The 26,869-nt window shown below is 63.8% G+C and carries 30 protein-coding genes and 1 pseudogene; 16 read left to right on the top strand and 15 right to left on the bottom strand.

All coding sequences use genetic code 11. From position 1 onward, the window contains the following. The first annotated feature begins 4 nt into the window (after positions 1-4). Positions 5-958: an alpha/beta hydrolase gene (locus EOC83_RS26450; protein ID WP_082826663.1), complete on the top strand. Its 954-nt coding sequence runs from the start codon at positions 5-7 to the stop codon at positions 956-958. On the opposite strand, the gene EOC83_RS26455 is transcribed toward EOC83_RS26450, so the two are convergent. After that, entirely contained in the window at positions 955-1,989 is a 1,035-nt protein-coding gene (locus tag EOC83_RS26455) for a LacI family DNA-binding transcriptional regulator (protein ID WP_063170181.1), read from the bottom strand. The two genes, EOC83_RS26450 and EOC83_RS26455, sit on opposite strands and share 4 nt — an antisense overlap. A 339-nt stretch (positions 1,990-2,328) precedes the next feature. Here EOC83_RS26455 and rsgA point away from each other — a divergent pair, with 339 nt between their 5' ends. Beyond that, positions 2,329-3,369: a ribosome small subunit-dependent GTPase A gene (gene rsgA, locus EOC83_RS26460; protein ID WP_063167585.1), complete on the top strand. Its 1,041-nt coding sequence runs from the start codon at positions 2,329-2,331 to the stop codon at positions 3,367-3,369. Between the two features lie 19 nt (positions 3,370-3,388). On the opposite strand, the gene EOC83_RS26465 is transcribed toward rsgA, so the two are convergent. After that, positions 3,389-3,922, bottom strand: coding sequence for a sterol desaturase family protein (locus tag EOC83_RS26465; protein ID WP_027163878.1), 534 nt, complete (start codon positions 3,920-3,922; stop codon positions 3,389-3,391). Positions 3,923-4,095: 173 nt separating this feature from the next. On the opposite strand from EOC83_RS26465, the gene EOC83_RS26470 reads away from it, so the two are divergent. After that, a complete protein-coding gene (locus EOC83_RS26470) occupies positions 4,096-4,566 on the top strand; it encodes an NUDIX domain-containing protein (protein WP_027163879.1) in 471 nt (156 codons plus the stop codon). A gap of 10 nt (positions 4,567-4,576) precedes the next feature. On the opposite strand, the gene pobA is transcribed toward EOC83_RS26470, so the two are convergent. From pobA to pcaD, 6 genes are read right to left on the bottom strand one after another with little or no spacing between them, the layout of a single operon-like run. Further along, positions 4,577-5,749: a 4-hydroxybenzoate 3-monooxygenase gene (pobA, locus tag EOC83_RS26475; protein WP_063167584.1), complete on the bottom strand. Its 1,173-nt coding sequence runs from the start codon at positions 5,747-5,749 to the stop codon at positions 4,577-4,579. Beyond that, positions 5,749-6,801 carry a 3-carboxy-cis,cis-muconate cycloisomerase gene (locus tag EOC83_RS26480; RefSeq protein ID WP_063167583.1) on the bottom strand — a complete coding sequence of 351 codons (1,053 nt, stop codon included), beginning with the start codon at positions 6,799-6,801 and terminating at the stop codon, positions 5,749-5,751. The genes pobA and EOC83_RS26480 overlap by 1 nt, the downstream gene beginning before the upstream one ends. A gap of 19 nt (positions 6,802-6,820) precedes the next feature. After that, a complete protein-coding gene (gene pcaG / locus EOC83_RS26485) occupies positions 6,821-7,435 on the bottom strand; it encodes a protocatechuate 3,4-dioxygenase subunit alpha (RefSeq protein ID WP_063167582.1) in 615 nt (204 codons plus the stop codon). Next, on the bottom strand, positions 7,435-8,190 hold the full coding sequence (gene pcaH, locus EOC83_RS26490; protein ID WP_013532962.1) for a protocatechuate 3,4-dioxygenase subunit beta: 756 nt from the start codon (positions 8,188-8,190) through the stop codon (positions 7,435-7,437). The genes pcaG and pcaH overlap by 1 nt, the downstream gene beginning before the upstream one ends. Then, positions 8,180-8,587, bottom strand: a complete 408-nt coding sequence (gene pcaC, locus EOC83_RS26495) for a 4-carboxymuconolactone decarboxylase (protein ID WP_013532963.1) — start codon at positions 8,585-8,587, stop codon at positions 8,180-8,182. The genes pcaH and pcaC overlap by 11 nt, the downstream gene beginning before the upstream one ends. Then, positions 8,580-9,389, bottom strand: coding sequence for a 3-oxoadipate enol-lactonase (pcaD, locus tag EOC83_RS26500; protein WP_063167581.1), 810 nt, complete (start codon positions 9,387-9,389; stop codon positions 8,580-8,582). Before pcaD ends, pcaC begins: the two co-directional genes overlap by 8 nt. Positions 9,390-9,482: 93 nt before the next feature. Here pcaD and pcaQ point away from each other — a divergent pair, with 93 nt between their 5' ends. Then, positions 9,483-10,400: a pca operon transcription factor PcaQ gene (pcaQ, locus tag EOC83_RS26505; RefSeq protein WP_063167580.1), complete on the top strand. Its 918-nt coding sequence runs from the start codon at positions 9,483-9,485 to the stop codon at positions 10,398-10,400. 18 nt (positions 10,401-10,418) lie between these two features. On the opposite strand, the gene EOC83_RS26510 is transcribed toward pcaQ, so the two are convergent. Beyond that, a complete protein-coding gene (locus tag EOC83_RS26510) occupies positions 10,419-11,348 on the bottom strand; it encodes an aldose 1-epimerase (RefSeq protein ID WP_063167579.1) in 930 nt (309 codons plus the stop codon). 109 nt (positions 11,349-11,457) lie between these two features. On the opposite strand from EOC83_RS26510, the gene EOC83_RS26515 reads away from it, so the two are divergent. The 8 genes from EOC83_RS26515 (at position 11,458) to EOC83_RS26550 (ending at position 19,668) form a co-directional block, all read left to right on the top strand. Beyond that, the gene (locus EOC83_RS26515; protein WP_082826662.1) at positions 11,458-12,201 is read left to right on the top strand and encodes a FadR/GntR family transcriptional regulator; all 744 of its coding nucleotides are present in this window, start codon (positions 11,458-11,460) and stop codon (positions 12,199-12,201) included. Next, positions 12,198-13,925 (top strand): IlvD/Edd family dehydratase, encoded by a 1,728-nt coding sequence (locus EOC83_RS26520; RefSeq protein ID WP_063167577.1) that lies wholly within the window; start codon positions 12,198-12,200, stop codon positions 13,923-13,925. The genes EOC83_RS26515 and EOC83_RS26520 overlap by 4 nt, the downstream gene beginning before the upstream one ends. A gap of 11 nt (positions 13,926-13,936) precedes the next feature. After that, positions 13,937-14,713 (top strand): SDR family oxidoreductase, encoded by a 777-nt coding sequence (locus EOC83_RS26525; protein WP_063167576.1) that lies wholly within the window; start codon positions 13,937-13,939, stop codon positions 14,711-14,713. 32 nt (positions 14,714-14,745) lie between these two features. Continuing rightward, positions 14,746-15,744 (top strand): AraD1 family protein, encoded by a 999-nt coding sequence (araD1, locus tag EOC83_RS26530; RefSeq protein ID WP_063167575.1) that lies wholly within the window; start codon positions 14,746-14,748, stop codon positions 15,742-15,744. A 52-nt stretch (positions 15,745-15,796) separates the two neighbouring features. Continuing rightward, positions 15,797-16,822: an ABC transporter substrate-binding protein gene (locus tag EOC83_RS26535; protein ID WP_063167574.1), complete on the top strand. Its 1,026-nt coding sequence runs from the start codon at positions 15,797-15,799 to the stop codon at positions 16,820-16,822. A 76-nt stretch (positions 16,823-16,898) separates the two neighbouring features. Then, complete coding sequence (locus tag EOC83_RS26540) at positions 16,899-18,002, top strand: ABC transporter ATP-binding protein (protein ID WP_063167573.1); 1,104 nt, start codon at positions 16,899-16,901, stop codon at positions 18,000-18,002. Beyond that, complete coding sequence (locus EOC83_RS26545) at positions 17,999-18,871, top strand: ABC transporter permease (protein ID WP_063167572.1); 873 nt, start codon at positions 17,999-18,001, stop codon at positions 18,869-18,871. The genes EOC83_RS26540 and EOC83_RS26545 overlap by 4 nt, the downstream gene beginning before the upstream one ends. Next, entirely contained in the window at positions 18,868-19,668 is an 801-nt protein-coding gene (locus tag EOC83_RS26550; protein WP_063167571.1) for an ABC transporter permease, read from the top strand. Before EOC83_RS26545 ends, EOC83_RS26550 begins: the two co-directional genes overlap by 4 nt. 91 nt (positions 19,669-19,759) lie before the next feature. Here EOC83_RS26550 and EOC83_RS26555 read toward each other — a convergent pair whose 3' ends face one another. Genes EOC83_RS26555 through EOC83_RS26580 form a run of 6 tightly spaced genes read right to left on the bottom strand, consistent with a single transcriptional unit; the run spans position 19,760 to position 24,113 of the window. Next, entirely contained in the window at positions 19,760-21,019 is a 1,260-nt protein-coding gene (locus tag EOC83_RS26555) for an ABC transporter substrate-binding protein (RefSeq protein ID WP_013532975.1), read from the bottom strand. A 48-nt stretch (positions 21,020-21,067) separates the two neighbouring features. Next, entirely contained in the window at positions 21,068-21,496 is a 429-nt protein-coding gene (locus tag EOC83_RS26560; protein ID WP_063167570.1) for a DUF4440 domain-containing protein, read from the bottom strand. Continuing rightward, on the bottom strand, positions 21,493-22,548 hold the full coding sequence (locus EOC83_RS26565; protein ID WP_063167569.1) for an aldo/keto reductase: 1,056 nt from the start codon (positions 22,546-22,548) through the stop codon (positions 21,493-21,495). Before EOC83_RS26565 ends, EOC83_RS26560 begins: the two co-directional genes overlap by 4 nt. Next, positions 22,545-22,898: a TIGR04076 family protein gene (locus EOC83_RS26570; protein WP_013532978.1), complete on the bottom strand. Its 354-nt coding sequence runs from the start codon at positions 22,896-22,898 to the stop codon at positions 22,545-22,547. Before EOC83_RS26570 ends, EOC83_RS26565 begins: the two co-directional genes overlap by 4 nt. A gap of 1 nt (position 22,899) precedes the next feature. Continuing rightward, on the bottom strand, positions 22,900-23,382 hold the full coding sequence (locus EOC83_RS26575) for a DUF3830 family protein (protein WP_013532979.1): 483 nt from the start codon (positions 23,380-23,382) through the stop codon (positions 22,900-22,902). After that, a complete protein-coding gene (locus EOC83_RS26580) occupies positions 23,379-24,113 on the bottom strand; it encodes a GntR family transcriptional regulator (protein WP_082826661.1) in 735 nt (244 codons plus the stop codon). Before EOC83_RS26580 ends, EOC83_RS26575 begins: the two co-directional genes overlap by 4 nt. A 126-nt stretch (positions 24,114-24,239) precedes the next feature. Here EOC83_RS26580 and EOC83_RS26585 point away from each other — a divergent pair, with 126 nt between their 5' ends. The 4 genes and pseudogenes from EOC83_RS26585 to EOC83_RS26600 form a co-directional block, all read left to right on the top strand. Beyond that, on the top strand, positions 24,240-25,037 hold the full coding sequence (locus EOC83_RS26585) for an ABC transporter ATP-binding protein (RefSeq protein ID WP_063167568.1): 798 nt from the start codon (positions 24,240-24,242) through the stop codon (positions 25,035-25,037). Further along, positions 25,034-25,783, top strand: a complete 750-nt coding sequence (locus EOC83_RS26590) for an ABC transporter ATP-binding protein (RefSeq protein WP_063167567.1) — start codon at positions 25,034-25,036, stop codon at positions 25,781-25,783. Before EOC83_RS26585 ends, EOC83_RS26590 begins: the two co-directional genes overlap by 4 nt. Then, positions 25,780-26,688 carry a branched-chain amino acid ABC transporter permease gene (locus tag EOC83_RS26595; protein WP_063167566.1) on the top strand — a complete coding sequence of 303 codons (909 nt, stop codon included), beginning with the start codon at positions 25,780-25,782 and terminating at the stop codon, positions 26,686-26,688. Before EOC83_RS26590 ends, EOC83_RS26595 begins: the two co-directional genes overlap by 4 nt. Next, positions 26,685-26,869 (top strand): annotated as a pseudogene (locus tag EOC83_RS26600) (branched-chain amino acid ABC transporter permease); the annotation flags it as partial. The gene EOC83_RS26595 and the pseudogene EOC83_RS26600, both read left to right, overlap by 4 nt.

Below are 26,869 nucleotides of genomic sequence, written 5' to 3' on the forward strand. Positions count from 1 at the left end.
GATCATGACGCTCGATCCGGATGCGCTGCGCGTCCTCGACATGGCTCGTGCAGCCGGCGGCAAGCCATTCGAGACCGGCAGCGTGGCGGCGGCGCGAGCTGCCTACAACGCCTCGTTCCCGACGCTGCAAGGTGAGCATGAGCCGGTCGCGACGACCTTTGAACAGCAGATCGACGGGCCGAACGGCCCCATCGCTGTCCGCATCCATCGCGGCATCGACGCACTGCCGAGCGGGGCGCCGGCGCTGCTCTATCTGCATGGCGGCGGCTGGGTCATCGGCAATCTCGATTCACATGACGAGATCTGCCGCCTGATGGCCAATCTCGGCAACGCCGTCATTGTCTGCCCCGACTATCGCCTGGCCCCGGAGCACAAATTTCCCGCCGGGCTCGAGGATTGCCTGGCGACACTTCGCTTCATGGCCGAGAATGCCGTCGACCTGGGCATCGACAAGGTGCGCATTGGTGTTGCCGGCGACAGCGCCGGCGGCAATCTTGCCGCAGTGCTGGCGCTGCTCGCACGCGATGGGCTCGCTCCACCACTTGCGACGCAGATCCTGATCTATCCCAACACCGACGCGCGGCAGACATCGGACAGCTACCGGCGTTTCGGCGACGGCTTCGGCCTTACCGCGACGACCATGGCATGGTTCCGCGACCATTATGTGCGAACGCCCGACAATATCATGGACTGGCGCGTCTCGCCCTTGCTGGCGCCTGATCTTGCCGGCGTCGCGCCAGCATTCGTGGCGCTTGCGGGCTGTGACATCCTGGCCGACGAAGGGGCAGCCTATGCGGCGCGCCTGCAGGCCGCGGGCGTGCCTATGATCCTGCGGCAATGGCCGGGCCAGATCCATGGCTTCGTCTCGATGGGACGCCATATTCCCGCCGCCCGGCAAGCGGTGGTCGAGGGGGTGACGGCCTGGCGCCACTTCGAGGGATCGACGTCGACCGGTTAGGCCGACTGACGCATCACCAGGTTGGCACCGAGCTTGACGGTGCGCGCCATGCCCTGCTTCGGCGGATCGGCCTCGTCCAGCAGGGCCAGCAGGATCTCGACGCTGCGGCCGGCCATGGCGGTGAAATCCTGCGCCATGGTGGTCAGCGCCGGACAGGTGTAGCGGCTCAGCGGATGGTCGTCGTGGGCGGCAACGCGCAGATCGCAATCGGGCCTGCGGCCGACCTTCAGGCCGCGCGAGTACGCGGCCGCCATTACGCCAAAGGCGAGACGATCGTTGGCGCACAGGATGGTGCGGCCGGGCAAGGTCCCGGCCTCCAGCATTTTTTCCGTCTGCTCGTAGCCGATGCGTTCGAAGTCCCAGGTGTAATCGCGCGCGGCCTCGATGACGGCCGGCTTGAAGCCGGCGGTCTCCATCGCGACGATGTAGCTCTCCTGGCGTTCGCCGGAGTTGTGGTTGACATGCGGAATGTCGAGATAGACCGGCGGTTCGCCCGAGCGACAGAGATAGTCGACGATGGTCGACACGCTCTGCCGGTTGTCGTTGCCGACGAACGGCGTATCGCCCTCGATATAGGTGTCGAAATAGACGATCGGAATGTCCTGCCCGAGCTTGTCGAAGACGCTGCGGTCGGAGGCAAGGCCGAGCGGGGCGATGATCGCGCCGGCCACCTTCAGCGACAGCAGCGTCCTGACCGACTCCGCCTCCAGCTTCGGCGAGCCATGCGAGGAAATGACGATCGGCCAGTAGCCTTCGTCGCGGCAACGAAATTCGATGCGGCTGACCATCTCGGCGTAGAAAGGATCGGTGATCGTCGGCACGACGATGCCGATGTTGCGGGTGCGCTTGCGGTTGAGATTGCGGGCGAAAAGGTTCGGCTGATAGTCCGAGGAACGCAGGGCGGCTTCGATGCGCGCCCGCGTCGCTGGCTTCACGCTCGCCGGATCGTCGAAATATTTGGACAGCGTCGGGCGCGACACGCCGCATGCCTGGGCGAAGTCGTCCATCGTGCGGTGCGTCTTCTCCGCCATCGATATATTCCTGATCCCCTGCCAACGATCGGCCCCGCCCACAGTCATGCGGCCGTTGACCGGATGCGACAATGCTTGACGGAACTTATTCAGTCAATTTTCACAGTTCCCAATAGAACGCAAAAATATTCCATGCGTCAAATTATTTGTTAACGCTTCAAAACTGATGGCGTCATGGACTTCATTGTCAGTTCGACGAAGGGCTGCAGAAGCTTGCCGCTCAGCCCTCAGCTACGGGCCTGCTTGCCAAATGTCGCCATGCCGCCCATACACGGCTTGGAAATCACCCCACCCCGTTCGCCCCCCCTGCCAGGGATACCGTCCAATGTCCGTGACGCCGTGGTCAAAGCCGTGACGGATCACTCCACGCCATCGCTCGCCAGCCTGGGCTGGACCGAATTTTTCGGCGACCAGCTCGAGCCCGGCGAAGCCAATCTTGTCCCGACGCGGATCGCCACCGTCCACCGCGATCGCCTGACCGGCCTGTCCCAGGCAGGGCCGGTCGATCTGACGCTGGCGGCGCAGGCAAACACCGGTGACTATGCCGTCGGAGACTGGGTGCTGGTCGATGGGCATGAACACCTTGTGAAGCGCCGCCTGACCCGCAAGACGGTGCTGGAACGCCGCACCCAGGGCGGCGGCAGGGTGCCGCAGCTTGCCGCGGCCAATGTCGATACGCTGTTCATCGTCACCTCGTGCAATGCCGACTTCAATCCCGCCCGGCTCGAGCGCTATCTGGCGCTGGCCAACGAGGCCGGAACGACGCCGGTGATCCTGCTGACCAAGGCCGATACCGCTGAAGACGCCGAGACCTACCAGAAGCAAGCTGCGGCGTTGCAGCGTGGATTGCCGGTGGTGATGCTGAACCCCCGCACATCGGATGCGGCAACCGTCCTGGCTGCCTGGTGCGGTGTCGGCCAGACGGTGGCGCTGATCGGCTCCTCCGGCGTCGGCAAATCGACGCTGGTCAACACGCTGGCCGGATCGGCGCAGCAATCGCCGCAACAGACCGGGGGCATCCGCGAGCACGATTCCAAGGGACGCCACACCACCACGTCGCGATCGCTGCATTCCATCGCCGGCGGTGGCTGGGTGATCGACACGCCGGGCATGCGGACGCTGCAGGTCAGCGATGTCGGCTACGGCATCGACACGCTGTTTGCCGAAATCACCGAGCTTGCACCGCTCTGCAAGTTCCGCGACTGCACGCATGTGCACGAGCCGGGTTGCGCGGTTCAGACTGCCTTGAAGGCGGGGACGCTCGACCCGGAGCGCCTTGCCCGCTGGCGAAAACTGTCCGACGAGAACCAGAACAACACGCCGGTCCAGAGCGGGCCTCGCGGAGCCAAGACTTCCGGCGGTCGCGGAAAGAGGCGCTGAACGGCGAGGACTGAGGACTTCAGAGCTGCGCCGTGCCGAAAACGCGATCCCAGAATGCCGAAGTCACACCGAAATTGGCCGTTTCGTCGATGTGGTGATGCACCGCATGACGGCGCTTGAGCGTATAGAGATAGCTCGGATGCGCCGGGTGCCAGTGATGGATCATGTGGTGGATGCTGATGTACCACAGATATCCCAGCATCAACCCGCAGCTCACCGCGCTCGCGGTGGCGAAATCTGAGACCACCCAAACGGGCACAAACGCGACCAGCGCATGCACGCCGAGACTGAGCCAGGTTGGCGTGCCCACAGAACTGCGTTCCTCGACATGGTGACGGTCGTGCAGGTCCTTGACGTAAGGAATATGGTGAAGAGCGAACCTGTGCAGCACATACTCGATCAGCGTCCAGAGGCCGAGACAGGCGAGGACAGTGCCGATCCAGCCTGGCGCACTCTCTTCGCCAGCCTCGAGCAGCCCGGCCACTGCCAGCACGGCGATCACCAGCGGATACACCACGAAGTCGCTATAGTAGCCAATAAGACCGAGTTGCATCGTCACCTAGCCTTCGAGCCGCCAAATAAGCGATGGTATCAGATTGCCGGACTCGCGACCGAGGTGCAATGCAGACGCGCCTGACATAGCGTCGCAATCCCCTAGTGCAAGGTTCGCATCAACGATTCAAGGACCATCAGCAGGCTGCCGGCTTCGCAAATGGACGTACAAAAATGGCAAAACGCAGTGCGGGATTGCTGATCTATCGCCGCAGCGATGGCGATCTCAGGGTGTTGCTGGTTCACCCGGGCGGGCCGTTCTGGGCGAAGAAGGACGATGGCGCCTGGTCGATGCCGAAGGGTCTCGTCGGCGAGGACGAGGATGAGTTGACGGCAGCGCAACGCGAGACCGAGGAAGAGCTCGGCGTCAAGGTTGATGGTCCCTTCGCGCGGCTCGGCGACTACAAACAACCCGGCGGCAAGATCGTCTCGGCCTGGTCTGTCGAGGCGACCATCGACATCGACGTGGCCGCCATCAAGAGCAACATTTTCACCATGGAATGGCCGCCAAGGTCGGGATCCCTGAAGGAGTTCCCGGAGGTCGACAGAGCGGGCTGGTTCACCTTGCCCGAGGCCGAGGTGAAAATCCTCAAGGGGCAGCGCCCGATGCTTTTGGATTTTGCCAGGCAGCAAGGCGCCGGATGATCCGCAGCCCTCAATAGGGCAGGCCGACATAGTTTTCCGCGAGCGCGGTCGATGCGGCACGCGACTGCACGAGATAGTCGAGCTCGGCCTCCTGGATGCGCTGGCCGAACTCGGCGGTGTCGGGAAAACAATGCAGCATCGTCGTCATCCACCAGGAAAAGCGAACCGCCTTCCAGACCCGCGCCAGCGCCTTTTGCGAATAGCAGTCGATGCCAGCCGCGGATTTGTCGCGATAGAAGTCGCACAAACCCGAGAAGAGATAGCGCACGTCGCTGGCAGCGAGGTTCAGACCCTTGGCGCCGGTCGGCGGCACGATGTGGGCGGCGTCGCCGACCAGGAACAGCCGGCCGAAGCGCATCGGCTCGGCAACGAAGGAGCGCAGCGGCGCGATCGATTTCTCGAAGGATGGGCCGGTGACGACGCTTGCCGCCGTCTGCTCGGGCAAGCGGCGGCGCAGCTCGTCCCAGAAGCGCTCGTCCGGCCAGGCTTCGACGCGATCGTCCTGCGGACACTGCACATAATAGCGGCTGCGGTGCGTCGAGCGCATCGAGCACAGGGCAAAACCCCTTTCATGATTGGCGTAGACCAGTTCGTGATCGGCCGGCGGCACTTCGGCCAGCACGCCGAGCCAGCCGAACGGATACTGCCGCTCGAAGATTTTCAGCGCACGCTCGGGCACCGATTTGCGGCTGACGCCGTGATAGCCGTCACAGCCGGCAATGAAGTCGCAATCGATGCGATGCGTGACCCCGTCCTTGTCATAGGTCGCGAAAGGTGCGGCGCCGTCGAAATCGTGCAACGCGACATTTGCCGCCTCGTAGATCGTGGTCAGTCCGTCCGCATCGCGCTTGTCCATCAAATCGTGCGTCACCTCGGTCTGGCCATAGACGGTGACATGCCTGCCGCCGGTCAGTGCCTCGAGGTCGATGCGGTGCAGGCGTCCGTCGAAGGCGAGCGAGATGCCGGAATGCGGCAGTCCTTCCGCGTGCAGCCTTGCCGCCGCGCCGGCCTGTTCCAGCAATTCGACGGTGCCCTGTTCGAGCACCCCTGCCCGCACTCGGCCAAGCACGTGCTCGCGGCTCGCGCGTTCCAGAATGACCGTCTCGACGCCGATGCCGGCCAGAAGCTGCCCAAGCAGCAGGCCGGACGGTCCGGACCCGACGATGACGATTTGCGTGCGCATCAGTGGCCGAGACTTTCGACCTGTGCGGCCAGCTCAGCGGCAAGGCGGAGCGACGCGGCCGTCGCGATGACCATTTGCGGCAGCAATAGCCATTCCAGCGTCCAGGCAGCGCCCGAGCGCTCCTGCTCATGCACGAGCGCGTGATGCATGCCCGCAAGCTGCGTGGCGTTGAAGCGGGCAAGCGCCACCAGCGCTTCGGCCTTCACCGGGTTCTGCTTGTGCGGCATGGCCGAAGAGCCGCCGCCGCCGGAAAGCTCGATCTCGGTTCCACCTTGCGCCATCAGCGCGATGTCCTGGCCGAATTTGCCGAGGCTGCCTGATAGCAGCGACATCAGGCCGGCGAAATCGGCGAGTGCGTCACGCTGGTTCTGCCAATGCGGGGCGTCGCCAAGGCCGAGCTTTGCGGCCAGTGCTGCGCGCACCGCCGGACCTTTGTCGCCTAGCTTTTCCAGCGTGCCGGCGGCACCGCCGAACTGCACCACCAGCAGACGCCTCGACTGTTCCGACAATCTTTCCTGATGCCGTTGCAGTGGCGCCCGCCACGTCCTGACGCGGTCGGCCGCTTTGATCGGAATGGCTGGCTGCATGCGCGTCATTCCCGTCAGCGCCCTGCCGCCAAACCGCTCTTCGAGCGAGACGAGCCGTATAATGGTCTCGGTCAGGAGCAGGCCGAGATGCTCGACGATGGACTTCAGCCGAAACACCAGGCCGGTATCGATGACATCGTGGCTGGTTGCGCCGAGATGCACTTTGTCGCCATGCGGTTCGCCGACCGCCGCCCTGATCTGGCGTACCAGTTCCGGCACAATGACGCCGTCTTTGGCGACGGCAGCCCGCAGCAAGGCGGTGTCGGGCCGGAATGTGGCAAGTGCGGCCACGATCGCGGCGGCATCATCCTTGGTGATAATCCCGTTTTCAGCTTCCGCTTGCGCCAGCGCCCGCTCGAAGGCAAGCATCGCCTCGATTTCCGCCTCGATGGAAAAATGCCGGTTCGCCTCCTCGTCGCCGAGAAGAGCGGAGAGCAGTGGATGGTCGAAGGGCGATACGGTCATATCCTGCTCCTCCTGACCATCAGCTGTCGAAGAAGACCGTTTCCTTCTCCCGCTGGAGATGGATGTCGAAAACATAAATATCGCCGTTGCGCTCGGCGATCAGCGTCGGCACGCGGACGCGGTGCTCGATGCGCGCCAGGATCGCATCCCCGGCATTGGCCTTTTCCTCATCGGAAAAATACAGCCGTGTGTGCAGGCCGAGATTGATGCCGCGCGCGACGATCCAGAGGGTGATGTGCGGGGCCATCAGGCTTCCGTCCCTGAACGGCACGCGGCCCGGCTTGATCGTCTCGAACGTGCACAGACCGGTGTCCATGTCGGTCGGGCAACGGCCCCAGCCGAAAAAGTTCGGATCGGCCGCGCCGCGCAGTTCAGCCGGCGAATTGTAGAGCCCATCCGCATCTGCCTGCCAGATCTCGATCAGCGCATCCTTGAGCGGCGTGCCGGTACCGTCGAGCACCCGGATGCGCAGGCCGATGCGCTCCCCCTTGGTCTTGTCGTTGACCATGGTCGCACCAAGGTCGGTCGCATAGACGCCGCCGATGCCGCAGAAATTGGGCGTCAGCCCGATATGAACATAAGGTCCGGCGGTCTGCGAGGGGCTTTCCCTGAGCCGGTCGAGCGACTGGGCCATCAATTGCCCTCCAGCCTGTTTTCGAACAGCGACGCGCGGCGCCCGCGCAGCACGATGTCGAACTTGTAGGCGCGCGCGTCGAAGGGGATCGTCGCCTGCATGTCGAGCGTGGCGATCAGCGTTTCGACGGCGGCCTTGTCGGGGATGCCGCGCACGATCGGGCAGTGCCAGATCAGCGGATCACCCTCGAAATACATCTGCGTGATCAGCCGCTGCGCAAAGCCGTGGCCGAAGACCGAGAAATGGATGTGCGAGGGCCGCCAGTCGTTCGGCCCGTTCGGCCAGGGATAGGGGCCGGGCTTGACAGTGCGAAAGGCGTAGCCGCCATCCTCGCCTGTTATGGCGCGCCCGCAGCCGCCAAAGTTCGGGTCGAGCGGCGCCAGATAGCCGTCCTTCTTGTGGCGGTAGCGGCCGCCGGCATTGGCCTGCCAGAATTCGAGCAGCGCGCCGGGTACGCCAACGCCGCGTTCATCGAGCACCCGGCCATGGACGATGATGCGCTCGCCGAGCGCGCTCTCGCCGGGCCTGGCGAAATTGTGGATCAGGTCGGCGTCGAGTTTGCCGAGCATGGCGTGACCGAAGACCGGGCCTGCAATCTCCGACAGCGTGTTGTCGAACGGCAGCGGCGCCTTCTGCGGCGAGCGCAGCACGGAGGTCTTGTAATTCGGTGTCAGAACAGGTGGATGCCAGGTCCGGTCGCGCTGGAAGAAGGCGCCGGTCTCGGGCCTTCGGTTCGAGCCGGACTCAGCGGTCATTCTGGCTTCCGTCCATTTCCGAAAACACGTCCTTGGCAATTCTGAAGGCACGGTTGGCGGCCGGCACGCCGGCATAGATGGCGACATGCAGGAACGCCTCGCAGATATCGTCGCGCGAGGCACCGGTGTTGACGGTGGCGCGCACATGCATAGCAACCTCCTCATCATGGCCGAGTGCGGCCAGCAGCGCCAGCGTGACGATCGAACGCTCACGCCTGGTCAAGCCCGGCCGCGCCCACACGGTTCCCCAGGCGGCCTCGGTGATCAACTCCTGGAAAGGCTGGTCGAAATCGGTGGCGGCGACCTCGGCGCGGTCGACATGGCGGTCACCAAGCACCGAGCGCCGCACCGCGAGGCCGGTGCGATATCTGGTTGCGTTGCCGGGGACTTCATCCATGGGTTTCTGCTCCAGGGGCAAGCGACGCGATAAAGCCGCGGATCAGGGCGGTGAGCGCTTCAGGCTGTTCGACGCAAGGAATGTGTCCAGCGTCGCGGATGATTTCGAAGCGCGCGCCGGGGATCAGCGCGGCCAGCGAGCGGACGAGATCGGGAGGTGTCGAGCCATCCTGGTCGCCGGCGACGCAGAGCGTCGGCACCGCGATGCGGCGTGCAGCATCGGTGAAATCGGCATCGCGAACGGCCGCGCAAGTCCCTACGTAACCTGCAAGCGCTTGCCTCGTCATCATGTTCCAGTAACCGTCGAGCTCGGCCTGACGCGCCGCGTGGAAGGCGGGGGTGAACCACACTTTGAGCACGCCATCGGCAATCGCCTGGATGCCCTTGCTTTCGACGGTCGCGATGCGTGTGTTCCAGCTGTCTGTCGTGCCGATCTTGTGTGCCGTATCGCAAAGGATCAGGCCTTCGACGATTTCAGGCCGCCTGGCATAGAGCCCCTGCGCGATCATGCCGCCGACCGACAGGCCGCACAGCACGACCTTGCTCAAGCCGAAATGATCGATGAGCGCCGAGAGGTCATCGACGTGATCGTCGATCGACCTGATGTCGCCGATGTCGGACAGTCCGTGGCCGCGCTTGTCATACACCAGCAGCGGCATTTCACCATCGAACGTCGAGACAATTTCGTCCCAGATCCGGAAGTCGGTGCCGAGCGAATTGATGAATATGATTGGGCGCGCATTGCCGGTCGCCTTGATGTGGCGATGGTGCAGCGTGATGCCGCCGATGGTGACGAATGGCACGGTTTCGATCCTCCGCCCTCACATTGCACAAGGCGTTTGGTTCGGTAAAATGATATTTTTTGGCGTTTCATTAACTCAGGGGTTATCGAATCCATGTCCGAGAGCCGCATTCGGTTCCGTCACCTGCAGGCATTCCTGGAAGTTGCGCGGCAGGGGAGCGTGGCGCGAGCGGCTGACTTGCTGCATGTCAGCCCGCCGGCCGTGACCAAGACATTGCGCGAACTGGAAGAGGCGCTGGGGGTTGCGGTGGTGGAGCGCGACGGCCGCGGCATCCGACTGACGCGCATCGGCGAGATCTTCCTTCGCCACGCCGCCATGGCGATCACGGCGCTCAAGCAAGGCGTCGATTCCGTCCGCCAGGACGGAGCGGTCAACCGGCACCCGATCCGCATCGGCGCGCTGCCGACGGTGTCGGCGCGGGTGATGCCGCTTGCCATGAGCCTGTTCCTCAAAGAGAGCACCGGTGCGGCGATCAAGATCGTCACCGGCGAGAACGCGGTGCTGCTCGAACAGTTGCGCACCGGCGCGCTCGATCTCGTCGTCGGACGGTTGGCGGCGCCGGAGAACATGACCGGCTTCTTCTTCGAGCATCTCTACTCCGAACAGGTGCTGTTCGTGGTGCGGGCGCGACATCCGCTGCTTGAGCCCGGACAGGACGTGTTCGCGCGGCTCGACGAGTTCCCGGCGCTGATGCCGACACGGGAATCGGTCATCCGCCCTTTCGTCGACCGCCTGTTCATCACCAGCGGCATGACGGCGCCGGCAACCGAGATCGAAACCGTCTCGGACTCCTTCGGCCGCGCCTTCCTGCGGCAGAGCGATGCGGTTTGGATCATTTCGGCCGGTGTCGTCGCCAATGAACTCGGCAGTGGCGCCTTCGTCGCCCTGCCGGTCAACACCGAGGAAACCAAGGGACCGGTCGGCCTGACGATGCGGACCGACACGGCGCCCTCGCCGGCCTTCTCCATCCTGTTGCAGACCATCCGCGAAGCGGCGAGGCAAAGCAGTTGATGCGGCTCAGACTGGCGATCAGATCTCCCGCGAAGGCGTGAAGCGAACGCTTGCGGACCGCATGTGCCCGGGCGCCAGTACGATACAGCCGGCCTCGATGCCCGTGTCAGCCCTGCGGTTGAAGGCATCGGTGATGTTGCTGACCGGTTCGGCGCAAAAGAACGGCTCGCCGGGCGGCGTGTAGAGGACAAGGAAATCGAGTGGCGCCTCGGCCTCGATGTCCAGTTGCCGTCCATGCTCCGGCCAGGAGATCCGGGCGCGGCGCGACCATCCGGTGAAGACCGTGTCGAAGTCCGTCTCCGACACGTCGAAGCCCGTGGTCGGGTTGGAGCCTGCAGGCGGCAGGACGTGCCGGGTGGGCAGGATTTCCGCGTCGGTCTCCCACATGCCGGACACCCGCGCCTGGACATGCGTCCACGGTGTCGATGGGAAATAGGGATGCAGGCCGAGCCCGGCCGGCATCGGCGCGTCCGACAGGTTGCGCAGCGAGATGGCGGTGATCAGGCTGCCATTGACCAGCGAGATCTCTTGCCTTGCCTCATAGCTCCACGGCCAGGAATCGGCGGCATGGCGATAGGATAGGACAGTGGCGCTGGCTTCGTGCCGCACGACGGTCCATGGCCGACGCCAGCCATGGCCATGCTCATGATGTGGATCGTCCGGGCTGGTCGGCAGTTCGACGGTGCGGCCTGCGAATGCGAAGCGGCCGTGCCTTATGCGATTGGAATAGGGAACCAGCGGGAAGCAGGCCATGGCGCCGGCATCGCGGCCGTCGATCGCCGCCTGATCCGCAGGGCGCAGCCAATCCACGACGGATCCGTTTTGCCGCCAGCGATACGACGCCAGCGCGCCGCCGGCGGCCGGCGCGATCTCCACGGTCGCAATGCCGTCGCTGATCGAGATCAGCCCTTGGTGCTGCTCGGCAACGGCAGCGGAATTCTTTGTCATCGGCACTCCCCCATCCCTTGACTCCAATCGCAATGCCGATAAGACATATCATATGAATAGTATGAAGAATAACAAATCTTTCAGTATGGCGCGTACGTCGAGAGTCGCGGTGGCGGTTTCCAGCGGCTCCACCGCTCTGCATGCGACCGTCGTCGAGCAAATCGGATTGCGCATCGTTCAAGGCGATTTCCTGCCCGGCGAGGCACTGCCCAATGCCGACGATTCAAGCGAGATGCTGGGGGTCAGCCGCACGGTGCTGCGCGAGGCGATCAAGGTGTTGGCGGGCAAGGGGCTGGTCGAATCGCGGCCGAAGACCGGCACAAGGGTGCGTCCTCGTGCCGACTGGAATTTCCTCGACCCGGACGTCCTGTCATGGCGCTATGCCAGCGGTGTCAGCGCCGACGATGTCCGGGCGCTGTTCGAATTGCGCAGGGCCATCGAGCCGATGTCGGCAGCGCTTGCGGCCCAGCGCGCCACGCCATCGCAGATCGCCGAGATCAATGCAGCTCTGGTCGAAATGGAGGCGGTGGTCGACGACGGCGACCGCTTCGCCAAGCCTGACCTTTTGTTCCACCAGACCATACTGCGCATGACCGGCAATGAGCTGATCGGCTCGCTGGCGGCACTGGTCGAAACCGCATTGGTGACGAGCTTTCGTCTTTCCAACGACAATCCGGAAGGGCAGCGCCCCTCATTGCCGCTGCACCGGGAAGTCGCCGAAAAGATCGCCGCCGGCGACGCGACCGGCGCACAAAAGGCGCTGCTGGTCCTCATCGACAATGCCGAGGAGGACGTGCGCCGCAGCGTCGAAAACCGCAACAAGCGCCGCCAGGAACGGGAACAGACATCGTGACCGACACCAAACGCAAACTGCGGTCCGAGGCCTGGTTCGGCGGTGAGGGCAAGAACGCCTTCATGCACCGCAGCTGGATGAAGAACCAGGGCATTCCCGCCGACGCTTTCGACGGCCGCCCGGTGATCGGCATCTGCAACACCTGGTCGGAATTGACCCCGTGCAATGCCCACCTGCGGGCGCTGGCGGACCACGTCAAGCGCGGCGTCTATGAAGCCGGCGGCCTGCCGCTCGAATTCCCGGTGATGTCGCTGGGCGAGAGCAACATGCGCCCCACCGCCATGCTGTTTCGCAATCTGGTCAGCATGGATGTCGAAGAGTCCATCCGCGGCAATCCGATCGATGGCGTCATCCTGCTGGTCGGTTGCGACAAGACCACACCGGCGCTGCTGATGGGGGCTGCGTCGTGCAACCTGCCGACCATCGCCGTTTCCGGCGGGCCGATGCTCAACGGCAAGTTCCGCGGACAGGATATCGGCTCGGGCACCCATGTCTGGAAATTCGCCGAGGAGGTTAAAGCCGGCCGCATGCCGGTTGCCGACTTTCTCGCCGCCGAGCAGGGCCAAAGCCGATCGGCGGGCAGCTGCATGACGATGGGCACAGCCTCGACCATGGCCAGCATGGTCGAAGCGCTCGGCATCGGCATGCCGGACAATGCCGCGATCCCGGCGGTGGATTCGCGCCGTGGCGTGCTCGCCCAGATGGCCGGACGCCAGATCGTCGATCTGGTGCGCAGGGACGTTAGGATCGCGGAGATCCTCACCAGGCAAGCGTTCGAGAACGCCATTCGCGTCAACGGCGCGATCGGTGGCTCGACCAATGCGGTGCTGCATCTGATCGCCATCGCCAACCGGATCGGTGTCGATCTCAGCCTCGAAGACTGGGACCGCCTAGGTCGTGACGTTCCAACTATTGTCGATTTGATGCCGTCGGGCCGGTTCCTGATGGAAGATTTCTACTACGCCGGGGGGCTAGCTGCGGTCATGGCGTCGCTTGATGAAGTGGGGCTTCTTCATCGCGACGCCATGACCGTCAGCGCCAAGACCATCGGTGAATTGATCGACGGCGCGCCGAACTACAACAGCGAGGTGATCCGGCCGCTGAGCCAGCCGCTGACCAAGGAAGGCGGCATTTCGATCCTGCGCGGCAATCTGGCGCCTGACGGCGCGGTCATCAAGCCGTCCGCGGCAACGCCCGAGCTGATGCAGCATCGCGGCAAGGCGGTGGTGTTCGAAAACATCGAGCATTACTACGCCCGCATCGACGATCCGGAGTTGGACATCGACGCCACCTCGGTGATGGTGCTGAAGAACTGCGGGCCGCGCGGTTATCCCGGAATGGCCGAGGTCGGCAACATGCCGCTGCCGGCCAAACTGCTCAAGCTAGGCATCTCCGACATGGTGCGCATTTCGGACGCGCGCATGAGCGGCACCGCCTACGGCACCGTGGTTCTGCATGTGGCGCCGGAAGCAGCCGCAGGCGGCGCGCTGGCGCTGGTGCGCGACGGCGACCTCATCGAGCTCGACGTCGCCGGCCGCCGGTTGGAACTTTTGGTGTCGGAAGAGGAGCTCGCCATCCGCCGGCGTGACTGGAAGCCGCCGGCGTCGCCGGAGGGCGGCTACCAGAGCCTTTATGTCGAGCGCGTGCTGCAGGCCGACAAGGGCTGCGATTTCGACTTTCTCGTCGGCCGGCGCGATGCCGGCATTCCTCGACATTCGCACTAGAGAGGCGCGCGATGACGGATGAAATCGGCTACGCGATCTATCCAAGCCTCAAGGGCCGCAGCGTCTTCATAACAGGCGGCGGCAGCGGCATCGGCGAAAGCCTGGTGCGCCATTTCTGCGCCCAGGGCAGCCGCGTCGCCTTCGTTGACATGGCCGAAGAACCATCCCAACGTCTGGTCGACGCGATTGCGGCCGACGGACATGCCGCGCCGCTGTTCATTCCATGCGACCTGCGCAACGTCGAAGAGTTGCAGGCGGCAACCGTGCAGGCAATGCAGCACAATGGCCCCATCCAAGCGCTGTGCAACAATGCCGGCAATGACGACCGCCACCAGACCAAGGATGTGACGGTTGCCTATTGGGACGACCGCATGGCGGTCAATCTGCGCCACCAGTTTTTCGCGGCGCAGGCAGTGCGTCCGCAGATGAGCGCGCAGGGCGGCGGCTCGATCATCAACTTCGGCTCCATCACCTGGATGGTCGGCGATCCGGATTGCCCAGCCTATGTCACCGCGAAAGCGGGTATTTACGGCATGACGCGGGCGCTGGCCCGCGAGCTTGGCCCTGAGCGCATCCGCGTCAACTGCATGGTGCCGGGCTGGGTGATGACAGAGCGCCAGATGCGCCTGTGGCTGGACCCGGCCGGCGAACGCCAGATCGCGGAAAGGCAGTGCCTGCCCGACCGGCTGCAACCCTCCGATATCGCGCGCATGGCGCTGTTCCTCGCCGCCGACGACAGCCGCATGTGCACGAGCCAGCAGTTCATCGTCGATGCGGGCTGGGTGTGATCCGTACGGTTTCAAAGGAAGAAGGTTAGTTCATGCGTCTTGTTCAGTTCAGAATGGCCGACGGCAGCAGACGGGTGGGCCGCGTCTGCGATGACGGCAATCATCTGCACCCGCTCGAAAAGACCAGCAGCGTGCTGGAACTGGCCGAAGCGGCAATTGCCCAGGGCACGTCGATCGCAGCGCTGGTCGAGAAGCGGACCGGCACGGCGAAAATCGACTACGACCAACTGTTGCGCGATGGGCAGGTGCTCGCTCCGGTCGACCATCCCGAACCGGCGCGCTTCCTGGTCACCGGCACCGGCCTCACCCACACCGGAAGTGCCGCCGCGCGCAACCAGATGCATGTTCTGACCCATGGCGAAGGTGCCGACGAATCCGATTCCTTGAAAATCTTCCGCATGGGGCTGGAGGGCGGCAAGCCTGGCTCCGGCAAGATCGGGATTCAGCCAGAGTGGTTCTTCAAGGGCGTCGGCACCTGCGTTGTCCCGCCCGGCGCACCGCTGCCGATGCCGGCATTCGCGAAAGCCGGTGCAGAGGAAGCCGAGATCGTCGGGCTTTATGTCAATGGACCCGATGGCCATCCCTATCGCATCGGCTATGCGCTCGGAAACGAATATTCCGACCACGTGACGGAGGGCGAGAACTACCTTTATCTCGCCCATTCCAAGCTGCGCTCCTGCTCGATTGGTCCGGAACTGCTGATCGGTGACCTGCCCGAAGAAGTGCGCGGCCATTCGCGCATCCTACGCAACGGCACTGTTATCTGGGAGCAGGAGTTCCTGTCGGGTGAAGCGCACATGTCGCACTCGATCGCCAATCTCGAACACTTCCATTTCCGCTACCCGATGCACCGCAGGGCGGGCGACCTGCACGCCTATTTCTTCGGCGCGGCGGTGATGAGCTACGCCTCCGGCGTCAAGACGGCTTCCGGCGACGAGTATGAAATCCAGGCACAGACGTTCGGCAAGCCACTGCGCAACCGGATGGTGTCGGTGCCGGACGAGGGACTGGTCGCTGTTACCCAGCTGTGACGGCGCAGGCCCGAAAATTACGGTCCACCAGAACGATAATGGGAGATTAAAAATGGGACTGAGGAAAGCGTTTTTAAGACTAGCGACAATCGGGCTCAGCATCGGCCTGATGACATCGGCGGCGCTCGCCGCGAACCTTCGGGTACTGGCCTGGGACGGCTACGCCGATGCCGACTGGGTCAAGGACTTCACCGCCGCGACCGGCATCGGCGTCGATGTCGTCTTCATCGGCAGCGACGACGAGATCTGGGCCAAGATCAAGGGCAGCGAGGGCCAGGACTTCGACGTCTTTGCTGTCAACACCGCCCAGTTGCAGCGCTACATCAAGGCTGACCTGGTGTCGCCGATCGACGTCACCAAGCTCGCCAACCAGAAAGACGTGCTGCCGCGCTTCCGCGACCTGACGGCGGTCAGCGGCGTGACCAAGGACGGCAAGGTCTACGGCATTCCGTTCTGCTTCGACTCCATCGGCCTGATCTACGACACCGACAAGATCAAGCCGGCGCCGACCTCGATGTCGGTTCTGTGGGACCCGGCCTACAAGGGCAAGGTGCTGGCGTATGATAATGGCGAGCACAATTTCTCGTTCACCGCACTGACGCTCGGCTACAAGGATCCGTTCAACCTCAATGAAGAGCAGATGGCTGCAGTCAAGGCCAAGCTGGTCGAACTCAAGCGCAACGTGCTCAGCTTCTACACCACCGCCGACGAGGCGCAGCAGATCTACCAAAACAATGATGTGGCCCTGATCTGGGCCAATTACGGCCAGCAGCAGGTCAAGGCGCTGCAGAAGATCGGCGCCCATGTCGCCTATGTCAATCCGAGCGAGGGCGCGCTTGCCTGGCTCGACAACTGGGTCATTTCCAAGGGTGTCCGTGATAATGCGGCAGCCGAGAAATGGATCGATTTCATGCTGAGCAAGAGGGTCGGCGGCGAGCTTTCCGAGCGCACCGGCTTCGGCAACACGGTGACGGAAACCGGCAGCGCCGGCGGCAACGACAAGCTGGTCTGGCTCAACAATGTCGAGGACCCGCTCAAGCGTTCGGACATGTGGAACGAGGTCAAGGCAACGCCCTGATCTTTGTGCCCTCTGCCTTCGAAGGACCCGGCGGTCCGGAGGTTCCGGACCGCCGAAGCGTATGCGAGAGTATTTCATGAACCAGAACACCGACCTCTTGACGCTGCGGTCCGTCTCGAAATCCTACGGCACGGTCCCCGTGCTGCACGACATCGACCTGTCGATCAAGGACGGTGAGTTCCTCACCGTTCTTGGACCATCCGGCTCCGGCAAGACCACGGTGCTGCGGCTGATCGGCGGGCTGGAACCCCTGACGTCGGGCGAGATACGCCTGGATGGGCAAGACATCAGCCGCATGCCGATCAACCGGCGGCCGTTCAACACCGTGTTTCAGGACTATGCGCTGTTCCCGCACCTGACCGTTTCCGGCAATGTCGGTTACGGGCTTTCGGTTCGCCATGTCCAGCGCAAGGAAATCGCGCGCCGAGTCGCGGAGGCGCTGGAACTGGTCCAGCTCGGGCGTTTCGCCGACCGCTTTCCGGCGCAGCTCTCCGGCGGTCAGCGCCAGCGCGTCGCACTCGCCCGTGCGCTGATCTGCCAGCCGCGCCTGATCCTGCTCGATGAGCCGCTCGCCGCACTCGACCTCGAACTGCGCCGGCAGATGCAGGTGTTCCTAAAGTCCATCCAGCGCGAAATCAGGACCACCTTCCTGTTCGTCACCCATGACCAGGAAGAAGCCATCGGCATGGCCGACCGGATCTGCGTCATGGAGGCCGGCCATATCCGCCAGCTCGGCACGCCGCACGACCTTTACTACAGACCGAATTGCGAATTCGTCGCGCGTTTCTTCGGCGAGAACAATCTGGTGGCCGGGAAACTCGGACCGGTCCAGGGCGAGCTGCGATCGATCGAGACGGCGCTCGGGCGCCTCATCTGTTCGATCAGCGACCAGCCGCATTTGAAAGCCGCAGCGGAAGGCGCCAGCGCTTACGCCGCGTTCCGTCCAGAAGCCTTGCACCTTGCGGATGCAAAGGACACCGACAACCGTTTTTCCGGCACGATCTCCGATCTGGCCTTTGCCGGCTCGTCGACCGTCGCCACCATCATGGCCGGCGCCGACAATGCCGCGCAGCGCTTGCGGCTGCGCGTGCCTAGCCGCGTCGACGGCAGCGCGCTCAAATCCGGCGAGGCTGTATCGCTTTCGTTTGCGCCGCATGAAGGCCATCTGGTGCTGGCATGAGCGAAGCCGGATCGACACTGCCTGCGGAAAGACGGCTGTCACTGCTGGTGACGGTGCTGGCGTTTGCCTTGCCGGTGGTCTTCGTCCTGGTGCCGCTGGCGATCTTCCTCGGCTACAGTTTCTTCAGCGTCGACCAGGGCACGATCGTCTACGGCTTGTCGCTGGGCAACTATGTCAGGTTCTTCACCGATCCGGTCTTTCTGCCGGTGTTCTGGAACACCATCGTGCTGTGCGTGTCGGTGGCCATCATCTGCATCCTGCTTGCCTATCCCGCCGCCTATTTCCTGACGACGCTGAAAGGCCGCTGGCGCTACGCCTTGCTGATGCTGCTGCTGGTGCCACTGCTGATGAGCTACGTCATCAAGATCTATGCGATCCGCAGCATCCTGGGCCTCAACGGCTTCCTCAACAAGGCGCTGGTGGCGCTTGGTATCCTGCAGGAACCGTCGACGCTTTTTGTGTTCAACATGAACGCCATCCTTTTGACGCTGACCCTGCTCCTGATCCCCTTCGCCATCCTGCCGATCTTCCTGTCGCTGGAGCGGATTCCGCAGGTGCTGCTGCGCGCATCCGACGATCTCGGCGCGAGCGGCTTGCAGACCTTCCTGCGCATCACCTTGCCGCTCAGCCTGCCCGGCGTCGCTTCGGCGGCGAGCTTCGTCTTCGTGCTGGCGATCGGCGATTTCCTGACGCCGCAAATGGTCGGCGGCATCAGCGGCTTCACCTTCGGCCGCATCCTCTACAGCCAGTTCGGCACGGCCTATAACTGGCCGTTCGGCGCGGCGCTGTCGGTGGCGCTGGCCGTCGTGGTGATCGCCGCAATCCTCGTCGGCGAACGCTTTGGCCGCAACCCGGGGACTTCGGTATGAGCGCCCTGCCCCGACTGTCCACGATCTTTCTGGCCGTGATCACGACACTGGTTGCGGTGCTGCTCTACAGCCCACTGTTCGTGCCGATCGTGTCGTCGTTCTTCACCATTTCGCATGGCTCCGTCGACTGGTCGTCGCCGACCCTGTCGACCTATGTGGCGCTGGCTGAAAACCACGACATATTGGTCGCTCTGCGCACGACGCTGATCGTCGGCGTCTGCACCGTCATCCTGTCGGTGGTCAGCGGAACGCTGCTGGCGCTCTATTATCATGGGCGCCGTTCCGGACGCTCGCTGCTGCAGTTCATCATCTTCCTGCCGTTCCTGATGCCGCCGATCATCAGCGGCCTGGCGCTGCTGATCTTCTTCCGCGAGATCGGCCTCGAACGCTCGCTGCTGACGGTCGTTATCGGCCATACGGTTTTCGTGTTGGCGATAGTCTACCGCACGGTACTGATGCGGCTGCAGTCGATGAGCCGCACGCTGGTTGAAGCGTCCTACGATCTCGGTGCCACGGGCTGGCAGACCTTCTGGCGCATCATCCTGCCGAACCTGTCGAGCGCCATGGTCGGCGGCGCCATCCTGGCCTTCGCCCTGTCATTCGACGAGACCATGATCACCATCCTGGTCACTGGCACGCAAAGCACGCTGCCGGTCAGGCTGTGGGCGATGATGCGGCTTGGCTTCTCACCCGATATCAATGCGCTGGTGGCGCTGATCCTGATGTTCACCGTGCTGCTCTGCGTGCTCGCCGCCCGCTTTCTCATCCCCAGGCAAGTTGCGACGGAACGGACGTGAGTGCCGGGCAAGAGCGCCGCAATGAGGCAACCATATTCTTGGCCCGGCATCGATGCTGACATAATCGATGCCGGACCAAACGGAATGATGCTTACTGAAGCTTGGCCTGCAAGGCGTTGACATCGTCGGTGGTCATTTCACCGTCCGTCGCTACCTTGCCGTCGACGATCTTCCACAGCCGGAACGGGCCTGTGATGTCGCCATATTTATCGAAGGCGACCGGGCCGATGACGCCTTCGTAGCGGATCGGCTTGCCGTCCTTGATCAGGCCGAGCGCCTTGGCGAACTCTTCCTTGCCAGCAAAGATCGGCGTGCCGGCCGGATCGACCGCCTTGTACATCGCGTCCTTGATCTTGGCCGGGTCCTCAGAGCCGGCAATGGCGATGGCGAGGCCAACAATCGCGCCGGCGTCATAGGAACGGTCGGCTGCCGGATTGGTCGGTTCGATGCCGGAGAATTCCTTATAGTTCTTGGTGAAATACTCCGTCGAGGCCGTCGGGCTGGTGCCGGACGACGTGCCGTAAGCTTCCTTCAGATAATCGGCGCCGACGGATTCGATGAAGTCCGGGCTGTTCATGCCGTCATTGAGCAGGAATTTCTGCACGCCGCCCTGCGAGATCCAGGTGCGGGCGACCGTGGCGCCGTCGACCGGTGTGCTGACGAGGTAGAGACCGTCCGGTTCACCGGCCATTGCCGCGGTGACTTCGGAGGCATAGCTCGACTGCTTTTCATTGTAAGGCGTGTCGGAGACGATGGTGCCGCCGAGCGCTTTGTAGGCACGCGAGAATTCGGCCACCATGTTGACGCCGAAATCGTTGTTGACGTGGATGATCGACAGCTTCTTGAAACCCTTGTCGATGGCATATTTGGCGGCGGCGACACCCTGTAGCGCATCGGAGGTGATGGTGCGGAAGAAGATGCCGTTGGTCTTGCCGTCGCGGCCGAGCGCGGTGAGCGTCGGCGAGGACGATGCCGGGGAGACCTGGACGATCTTGGCCGGTGCCGTGACCGATGTCAGGATTGGGATCGACACCGAAGAAATGATGCCGCCGATGATCACAGGCACTTTCTTGACCTGCACAAGCTGAGTGGCGGCGTCGACCGCGATGTTGCCCTGGCTCTGGCTGTCGCGCGTGTCGGTGACGAGATCGCAGCCGCGCACTCCGCCGGCTCCGTTGATGTCGCGGAAGGCCATCTCGACCGACTTGGCGCCGGCCTGGCCGTATTCACCGGCCGGGCCGGTCAGCTCCATGACGAGGCCGACGGTGATCTTGCAGTCGGCGGCCTGAGCAGCACCCGCCATCGTGACGAGGGCCAGCGCTGTGGTGAGTTGGAGTATCGTCTTTGTCATTGTTGTTCCCCTTTCGTTACTCGACTGTATTTGAACTCTGGAGCTTGTTCAGCGTTCCGGCACCTGCAGCCAGGTTTCATGCAGATGTCGCCATTCGACGCCGTTGGGCGCCGATGAACTGGTGGTGAAGACGGCGCTCGATTGACGGCGGCTGTGCTTGCCTGCGCGCAGCTGCGCTTCGACATAGAGGACGACGATAATATCCGCGTCCTGCCAGCCGGGCCGGATGTCCTCGATCGAAATGGCGAAACCATCGTCGCAGGAAGCACGGCTTGCGCGGACATGGTCGACGACCGCTTCGCGATCGAGGATCTGCCCGTCCGGCGCCACCATGCTGAGGTCCTTGCCCATGGCGCGTTCGAAGCGGCCGAAGTCCACCGTGTTGGCTCGCGCGGCGACGAACCAGTCGACGAAGAAGCGGTGCAGGTCGATGATTTCGGCGCTGGCGCGTGAAAACAGGGAGGGTTCGCCGCTCATTTCTTCCCCGCATTGAGGTTGTAATGCATGATCGAACCGTGGCGGCCGCGGCGGTCGCGCTCCAGCGTGTAGACGTCACCTTCGAGGCCGGTGCCTTGCGCGATGACGGCCGCAATCCGCTCCCGGTCCTCGGCGTCGAGCGCAACGTCCATGATTTTCGCATTGGCGATGGCGTGGGCCTGGTTGCGGGCGCCGACGATGACCGCCGCCACTTGCGGCTGCTCCAGCACCCAGGCGCTGGCGATGGTGGCGACGTCAACGCCGTGGCGGTCGCCAACGGCCTTCAGCGCCTGCAGCAGGTGCTGGAACAGCTCCCAGCCGCCAAAATCATCGATGATCAGCTTGTACTTGACCAGCGAGCGGTTTTCGAGCGGCGTGGCGGGCTCGGCCGCACCGAGCCATTTGTTGCTGAGGAAGCCGCCGGCAACTGAGCCATAGCAGAGGAAGCTGACGCCGTTCTGTTTTGCGAGCGCGGCCAGGCTGTTGCCCGGGCGCTGGTCGAGCACGGAATATTGCAGTTGCTGGCTGACCAGTGGGATGCCGGCAGCGAGTATCTCGGCGAGCCTTGGCGTGTCGAAATTGGTGGTGCCGAGATTGCGCACCTTGCCCTCCAACCGAAGCTCGTTGAGCCAGCCCATGGCATCGACATAGCGCGGCTGTTCATAGTCCCACCAATGGAACTGCACGAGATCGAGCCGCTCGGTCTTCAGCCGCCGCAATGACTGGTCGACGATGCGCCTGATGTAGTCGCGGCTGATACTGGCCAGCCGTTCGAGGTCGGGCACCAGCTTGGTGTGCACCTTCATCCGGGCCGCGACGTCGAGGCCGCGCTCGCTGGCCAGCTGCAGGCGCGCGGCACCGATCAGCTCCTCGACGCCGGTGTAGATGTCGGCGCAATCATAGGTCCAGATGCCGGCATCGAAAGTGGCGATCAGATCGGCCACCGCCTGGCTGCGATCAATGGCGCCGTGGCCGCCAGCCAGCTGCCAGCCGCCGCGAATGACGCGCGAGATGGTGTAGCCGGGGCCGAGTTCGAAGGTCTTGGCGGTCATCTAAGGTCATCCTCTTTCGGCAGCGGCACCGCCGTCGTCTCGGCGTGGCTGAACCGCCGCTTGGCGGCCCTGACGATCCGCAGCCGGCTGCCGCAATTGGGATCGGGACAAGCGATCTCGGCGTCCGAGGTCATCCAGTCGTTCGGGTGGGTTGGGCGCTGCTTGGCTGCCAGCAGCGGCAACACGGCGGCGATCGAATAGATCGAAAAACCCTGCCCTGCCGGCATCGACAGCATCTCGCCCTTGAGCTCGAAATAGTCGCCTTCCTTGGCGCCGCAATAGATAGGTTTGTCCTTGGGGATGATCGCCTCGACGCGAAGGTCGAACAGCTCGAAACCGTCGTCGGCCATGTCAGGCCTCCATCAGGCTGAAGGTGACATCGCAGGCGCCGTTGCGGCGGATGACACCGCACGCGGCGGCGAACCGGTCACGCTCTTCGACGCGCACCTGCGCCACCACACTGCCGGCCAGCCAGCCTATCGGGAACAAGAGCCGCGCGCCCTGCCCGTAGTAGAGGCCAATGTCGAAGATCGCATTGGGATTGCCGCCCCACATGCGTGGCGGCACGTAGGACAGTACGATGTCGCCCGGCTGCGGGTTCAGCGTCGCGTTCTCGGCCGGCAACGGTTTTGCATAGGCCTGGCCCTCGAGGTCGGCTGATGGAACCGGACAGGAAATCTCAGGCCCCGTCCACATCGCATGGATGCCCGGAACAACGCGTGGCGTGCCGAGGTAGGCCAAGAGGAAGGCAGCGTTTTCCGGCGCCTTCTCGGGCAGCAGCAATGCCGTTACGGAAAGCTGCGAGCGCGGCTCGGTGATCCTGATGGCGGTCATGTCTGGTCTTTCACGGCGGCGGCCTGCAGCTTGCTGCGCAGGAAGGTGAAGGGTCGGCTGATGTCGGCGACCAGCGACTCGCGCGCCGCCTGCGCATCCTGCGTGGACAGCGCCGTGACGATGCGGCGGTGATATTGGGCGGTGTCGACCTCGCCGGCTTCCGAGAAGGCGTAGATGGCGACACGAATGCAGGGACCCGATTGCAGCCACAGGCTCTCGATCATCGGGATCAGCACGGCCGAACCGCAGGAGCGGTAGATCTCGAAATGAAAGCTCTGGTTGAGCGTCACTTCGCGGTCGACGTCCTTCTTGTGTTTCAAAGCCCGCATCTCGTCCCATTCGGCGAGGATGGTTTCGATGGTGGCGATCTGGCGCGGACCCATGCGGGCGGCGGCCAGCGCGATCGCCTCGCCCTCGATCAGGATGCGAGCCCGCAGGAGATCGTCGAGGCGTTCCAGCGTGATCGGCGGCACGCGCACCGAACGGTTGGGCAGCGCCTCCAGCGCCTTTTCCGTGATCAGCCGGCCGAGCGCCTCGCGCACCGGCATGGTCGAGGTGACCAAGGCGTCAGCCAGGCCACGGATGGTCAGCACCTGGCTCGGTTCGAACAGGCCGCCAATCAGGGCGCGGCGCAGCTCGGAATACACGCGGTCCTGCACGGTCTCGCGGCCGACCGGCGCAAGCTGGGCCGCGATCACCTCGTTGTTCTTTTCGATGGCAGCCTTTTGCATGGAATTCCGTTCGTGGCCGGTTTTCGGCTTGCGGAGGAAATTAAAGCCGAATAGCGTGATCAACGCAAGTGTGATCACAAATCATAATCAGGAGGCGGCAGCGATCGTCTTCGGCCAGAGGGTTTGATGAGCGAGGCAACCAAACGGCAAGGGGAAATCCGCGCGCCGGTTCTGACGGCAAGGAATGTCGTCAGGCGGTTCGGCGGCCTTGTCGCGGTCAACGACGTCTCGTTTAACGTCAAAGCGGGCGAAATCCTCGGCCTCATCGGCCCCAACGGCGCCGGCAAGACGACGATGTTCGACCTGCTTGCCGGCAGCATATTGCCGACCAGCGGCGAAATCCTTCTCAACGGCACGAGCGTCTCGGGCGAAGCCGCACATCTGCGTATCGGCCGTGGCCTTGGCCGCACGTTTCAGATCCCGCGCCCGCTGCCCAACCTGACGCTGATCGAAAACATCATGCTGGCGGCGCAGGGTCAGGCCGGCGAAAAGCTGCTTGCCAATTTCGTCACGCCATGGCGCGTCGCCGCGCAGGAAAGGGCCGCCAGGACAAAGGCGCTTGAACTGCTGGAACTGGTCGCCCTCGCCCATCTCGCGCATGAGCCGGCGCGCGTGCTTTCCGGCGGTCAGCGCAAGCTGCTCGAACTCGCCCGCGTGATGATGGCCGATCCGGCGATCATCTTGCTCGACGAACCGGCGGCCGGCGTCAACGCGACGCTGCTCGAAGTCATCATCGACCGCATCCGCGACATCAATGCGCGCGGTATCACCTTCCTGCTGATCGAGCATAATATCGACATGGTGACGCGGCTCTGCCATCGCGTCCTCGTCATGGCGAGCGGCCAGTTGCTCAGCGAAGGCACGGCCGAAGAGGTCGCTCGCGACCCGCGCGCCATCGAGGCCTATCTCGGAGGCGCAGCATGAGCGAGATCGTTCTCGATGTCCGCGACCTCGAAGCCGGCTACGAGCCCGGCGTGCCGATCGTGCGCGGCGCCTCGATCACCGTCGCCAAGGGCGAGATCGTCGTGGTGCTCGGCCCCAACGGCGCCGGCAAGTCTAGCTTCATCAAGGCCATCGCCGGCCTCGTCCCGATCACCGGCGGCACAGTATTTCTGGACGGGAAGGACATCACTGCCGCGCCGGCCCACACCATGGTGCGCCTCGGGCTGGCCTTCGTGCCGCAGACCGAAAACATCTTCCCACTGATGTCGGTCGAGGACAATCTCAGAGTTGCTTGCGGCATCCTTGAGCGGCGCGAGATTCCTGCGCGCACCGAGGAGATGTATGCCGCCTTCCCCGATCTCGTCCGCCAGCGCCGCACCGCCGCCGGCAACCTCTCGGGCGGACAACGGCAGATGCTCGCCGTTGCGCGGGCGCTGATCGTCCACCCCAAGGTGCTGGTGCTAGACGAGCCGTCGGCCGGCCTGTCGCCGAAATTCGTCTCGATGGTGTTCGAGATGCTGGCAAACATCCGCAAGTCCGGCGTCACCATCCTGCTCGTCGAACAGAATGCCAAGGCAGCGCTCGCCATCGGCGACCGCGCCTATGTGCTGGTCGAAGGCAAAGACCGGCACGAGGGCATTGCCTCCGAGCTGTGGAACGATCCGGTGGTCGCCGAACTCTATCTCGGCCAGCGCCCCCGCAAGTCCGGCACAGGAGGTGGGGCATGAGCTTGCAATTTGTCGTCGACGGATTGCTGACGGGTTCGATGATCGGCCTGGGCGCCATCGGCGTGACGCTTACCTATTCGATCCTGCGCTTCTCGAACTTTGCCCATGGCGACTTCATGGCCTGGGGCACCTATGCGACGCTGGCCGTCGTCAGCGCCATCGGCGCGACAGTCGGCAAGGTGGCACCGATCGCACCGCTGTCCTTCGGCTGGCCGCTGATTGTCGCGCTGGTCGTCGGCATGGCGTTCACCGCTTTGCTGGCGCTGCTGCTCGACAAGGTGCTGTTTTCGCGGCTGCGCTCGCAAGGCCAGGCGATCATCGTGGTGATGGCGAGCTTCGGTGCCTCGATGGCGCTGAGAAGCCTGCTCGAATTCACCTTCACCTCGCGGCCGACCTATTTCAGCCGGGCGATCCAGATCGCCATGCCGGTCGGCTTCGGCATCCGCATCACATCAGACCAGATCGCGCTTTTGCTGCTGACCGCGGTGCTGGTGCTCGCCGTGCATCTGTTGATGACGCGCACGCAGACCGGCCGCTCGATGCAGGCCCTGAGCCAGAACTCGGCACTGGCCCGCATCGTCGGCATCGACGTCGCCAGCGTGGTGCGCGTCACCTGGGTCATCGGCGGGGCGCTGGCCTGCGTGGCCGGCGTGATGATCGGCATCCTGGTGCAGATCCGCCCGTTCATGGGCTTCGACATGCTATTGCCGATGTTTGCCGCCGCCATTCTCGGCGGCATCGGCAGCATCCCCGGCGCCGTGCTCGGCGGCCTGATCATCGGGCTCGCCGAGGCCGGTGCCGTGCAGCTGATCGGCGCCGAATGGCGCGCCGCCGTCTCCTTCATCATCCTGATGGCGGTGCTGTTCGTGCGGCCGATCGGCCTGTTTGGTGTGAGGGAACGCTGATGGATCTGATCGGCTACGGCGCCTTCTTCCTGACCACCGCGCTGATCTTTTCGCTGGTCACGCTGGGGCTCAATTTGCAGTGGGGCCTGACCGGCCTGTTCAATGTCGGCCTTGCCGGCTTCGTCGCCATCGGCGCCTACACCTCGGCATTGCTGACCACTCCCGACGACGCCGCGAGGCT

The sequence above is a fragment of the Mesorhizobium sp. Primo-A genome (assembly GCF_003997175.1).
Lineage (GTDB): Bacteria > Pseudomonadota > Alphaproteobacteria > Rhizobiales > Rhizobiaceae > Mesorhizobium > Mesorhizobium ciceri.

Excerpts from the sequence above, each read along its gene's own strand:
- EOC83_RS26540 (WP_063167573.1), top strand. The coding sequence starts at position 16,899 with ATGAACCAGAACACCGACCTCTTGACGCTGCGGTCCGTCTCGAAATCC.
- EOC83_RS26470 (WP_027163879.1), top strand. The coding sequence starts at position 4,096 with ATGGCAAAACGCAGTGCGGGATTGCTGATCTATCGCCGCAGCGATGGC.
- EOC83_RS26565 (WP_063167569.1), bottom strand. The coding sequence starts at position 22,548 with ATGACCGCCAAGACCTTCGAACTCGGCCCCGGCTACACCATCTCGCGC.
- araD1 (WP_063167575.1), top strand. The coding sequence starts at position 14,746 with ATGCGTCTTGTTCAGTTCAGAATGGCCGACGGCAGCAGACGGGTGGGC.
- pcaQ (WP_063167580.1), top strand. The coding sequence starts at position 9,483 with ATGTCCGAGAGCCGCATTCGGTTCCGTCACCTGCAGGCATTCCTGGAA.
- EOC83_RS26535 (WP_063167574.1), top strand. The coding sequence starts at position 15,797 with ATGGGACTGAGGAAAGCGTTTTTAAGACTAGCGACAATCGGGCTCAGC.
- EOC83_RS26560 (WP_063167570.1), bottom strand. The coding sequence starts at position 21,496 with ATGAGCGGCGAACCCTCCCTGTTTTCACGCGCCAGCGCCGAAATCATC.
- EOC83_RS26550 (WP_063167571.1), top strand. The coding sequence starts at position 18,868 with ATGAGCGCCCTGCCCCGACTGTCCACGATCTTTCTGGCCGTGATCACG.
- EOC83_RS26510 (WP_063167579.1), bottom strand. The coding sequence starts at position 11,348 with ATGACAAAGAATTCCGCTGCCGTTGCCGAGCAGCACCAAGGGCTGATC.
- EOC83_RS26555 (WP_013532975.1), bottom strand. The coding sequence starts at position 21,019 with ATGACAAAGACGATACTCCAACTCACCACAGCGCTGGCCCTCGTCACG.
- pcaH (WP_013532962.1), bottom strand. The coding sequence starts at position 8,190 with ATGACCGCTGAGTCCGGCTCGAACCGAAGGCCCGAGACCGGCGCCTTC.
- EOC83_RS26465 (WP_027163878.1), bottom strand. The coding sequence starts at position 3,922 with ATGCAACTCGGTCTTATTGGCTACTATAGCGACTTCGTGGTGTATCCG.
- EOC83_RS26580 (WP_082826661.1), bottom strand. The coding sequence starts at position 24,113 with ATGCAAAAGGCTGCCATCGAAAAGAACAACGAGGTGATCGCGGCCCAG.
- EOC83_RS26480 (WP_063167583.1), bottom strand. The coding sequence starts at position 6,801 with ATGACCGTATCGCCCTTCGACCATCCACTGCTCTCCGCTCTTCTCGGC.
- EOC83_RS26455 (WP_063170181.1), bottom strand. The coding sequence starts at position 1,989 with ATGGCGGAGAAGACGCACCGCACGATGGACGACTTCGCCCAGGCATGC.
- EOC83_RS26525 (WP_063167576.1), top strand. The coding sequence starts at position 13,937 with ATGACGGATGAAATCGGCTACGCGATCTATCCAAGCCTCAAGGGCCGC.
- EOC83_RS26585 (WP_063167568.1), top strand. The coding sequence starts at position 24,240 with ATGAGCGAGGCAACCAAACGGCAAGGGGAAATCCGCGCGCCGGTTCTG.
- pobA (WP_063167584.1), bottom strand. The coding sequence starts at position 5,749 with ATGCGCACGCAAATCGTCATCGTCGGGTCCGGACCGTCCGGCCTGCTG.
- EOC83_RS26595 (WP_063167566.1), top strand. The coding sequence starts at position 25,780 with ATGAGCTTGCAATTTGTCGTCGACGGATTGCTGACGGGTTCGATGATC.
- EOC83_RS26590 (WP_063167567.1), top strand. The coding sequence starts at position 25,034 with ATGAGCGAGATCGTTCTCGATGTCCGCGACCTCGAAGCCGGCTACGAG.
- EOC83_RS26575 (WP_013532979.1), bottom strand. The coding sequence starts at position 23,382 with ATGACCGCCATCAGGATCACCGAGCCGCGCTCGCAGCTTTCCGTAACG.
- EOC83_RS26450 (WP_082826663.1), top strand. The coding sequence starts at position 5 with ATGACGCTCGATCCGGATGCGCTGCGCGTCCTCGACATGGCTCGTGCA.
- EOC83_RS26570 (WP_013532978.1), bottom strand. The coding sequence starts at position 22,898 with ATGGCCGACGACGGTTTCGAGCTGTTCGACCTTCGCGTCGAGGCGATC.
- EOC83_RS26545 (WP_063167572.1), top strand. The coding sequence starts at position 17,999 with ATGAGCGAAGCCGGATCGACACTGCCTGCGGAAAGACGGCTGTCACTG.
- pcaC (WP_013532963.1), bottom strand. The coding sequence starts at position 8,587 with ATGGATGAAGTCCCCGGCAACGCAACCAGATATCGCACCGGCCTCGCG.
- pcaG (WP_063167582.1), bottom strand. The coding sequence starts at position 7,435 with ATGGCCCAGTCGCTCGACCGGCTCAGGGAAAGCCCCTCGCAGACCGCC.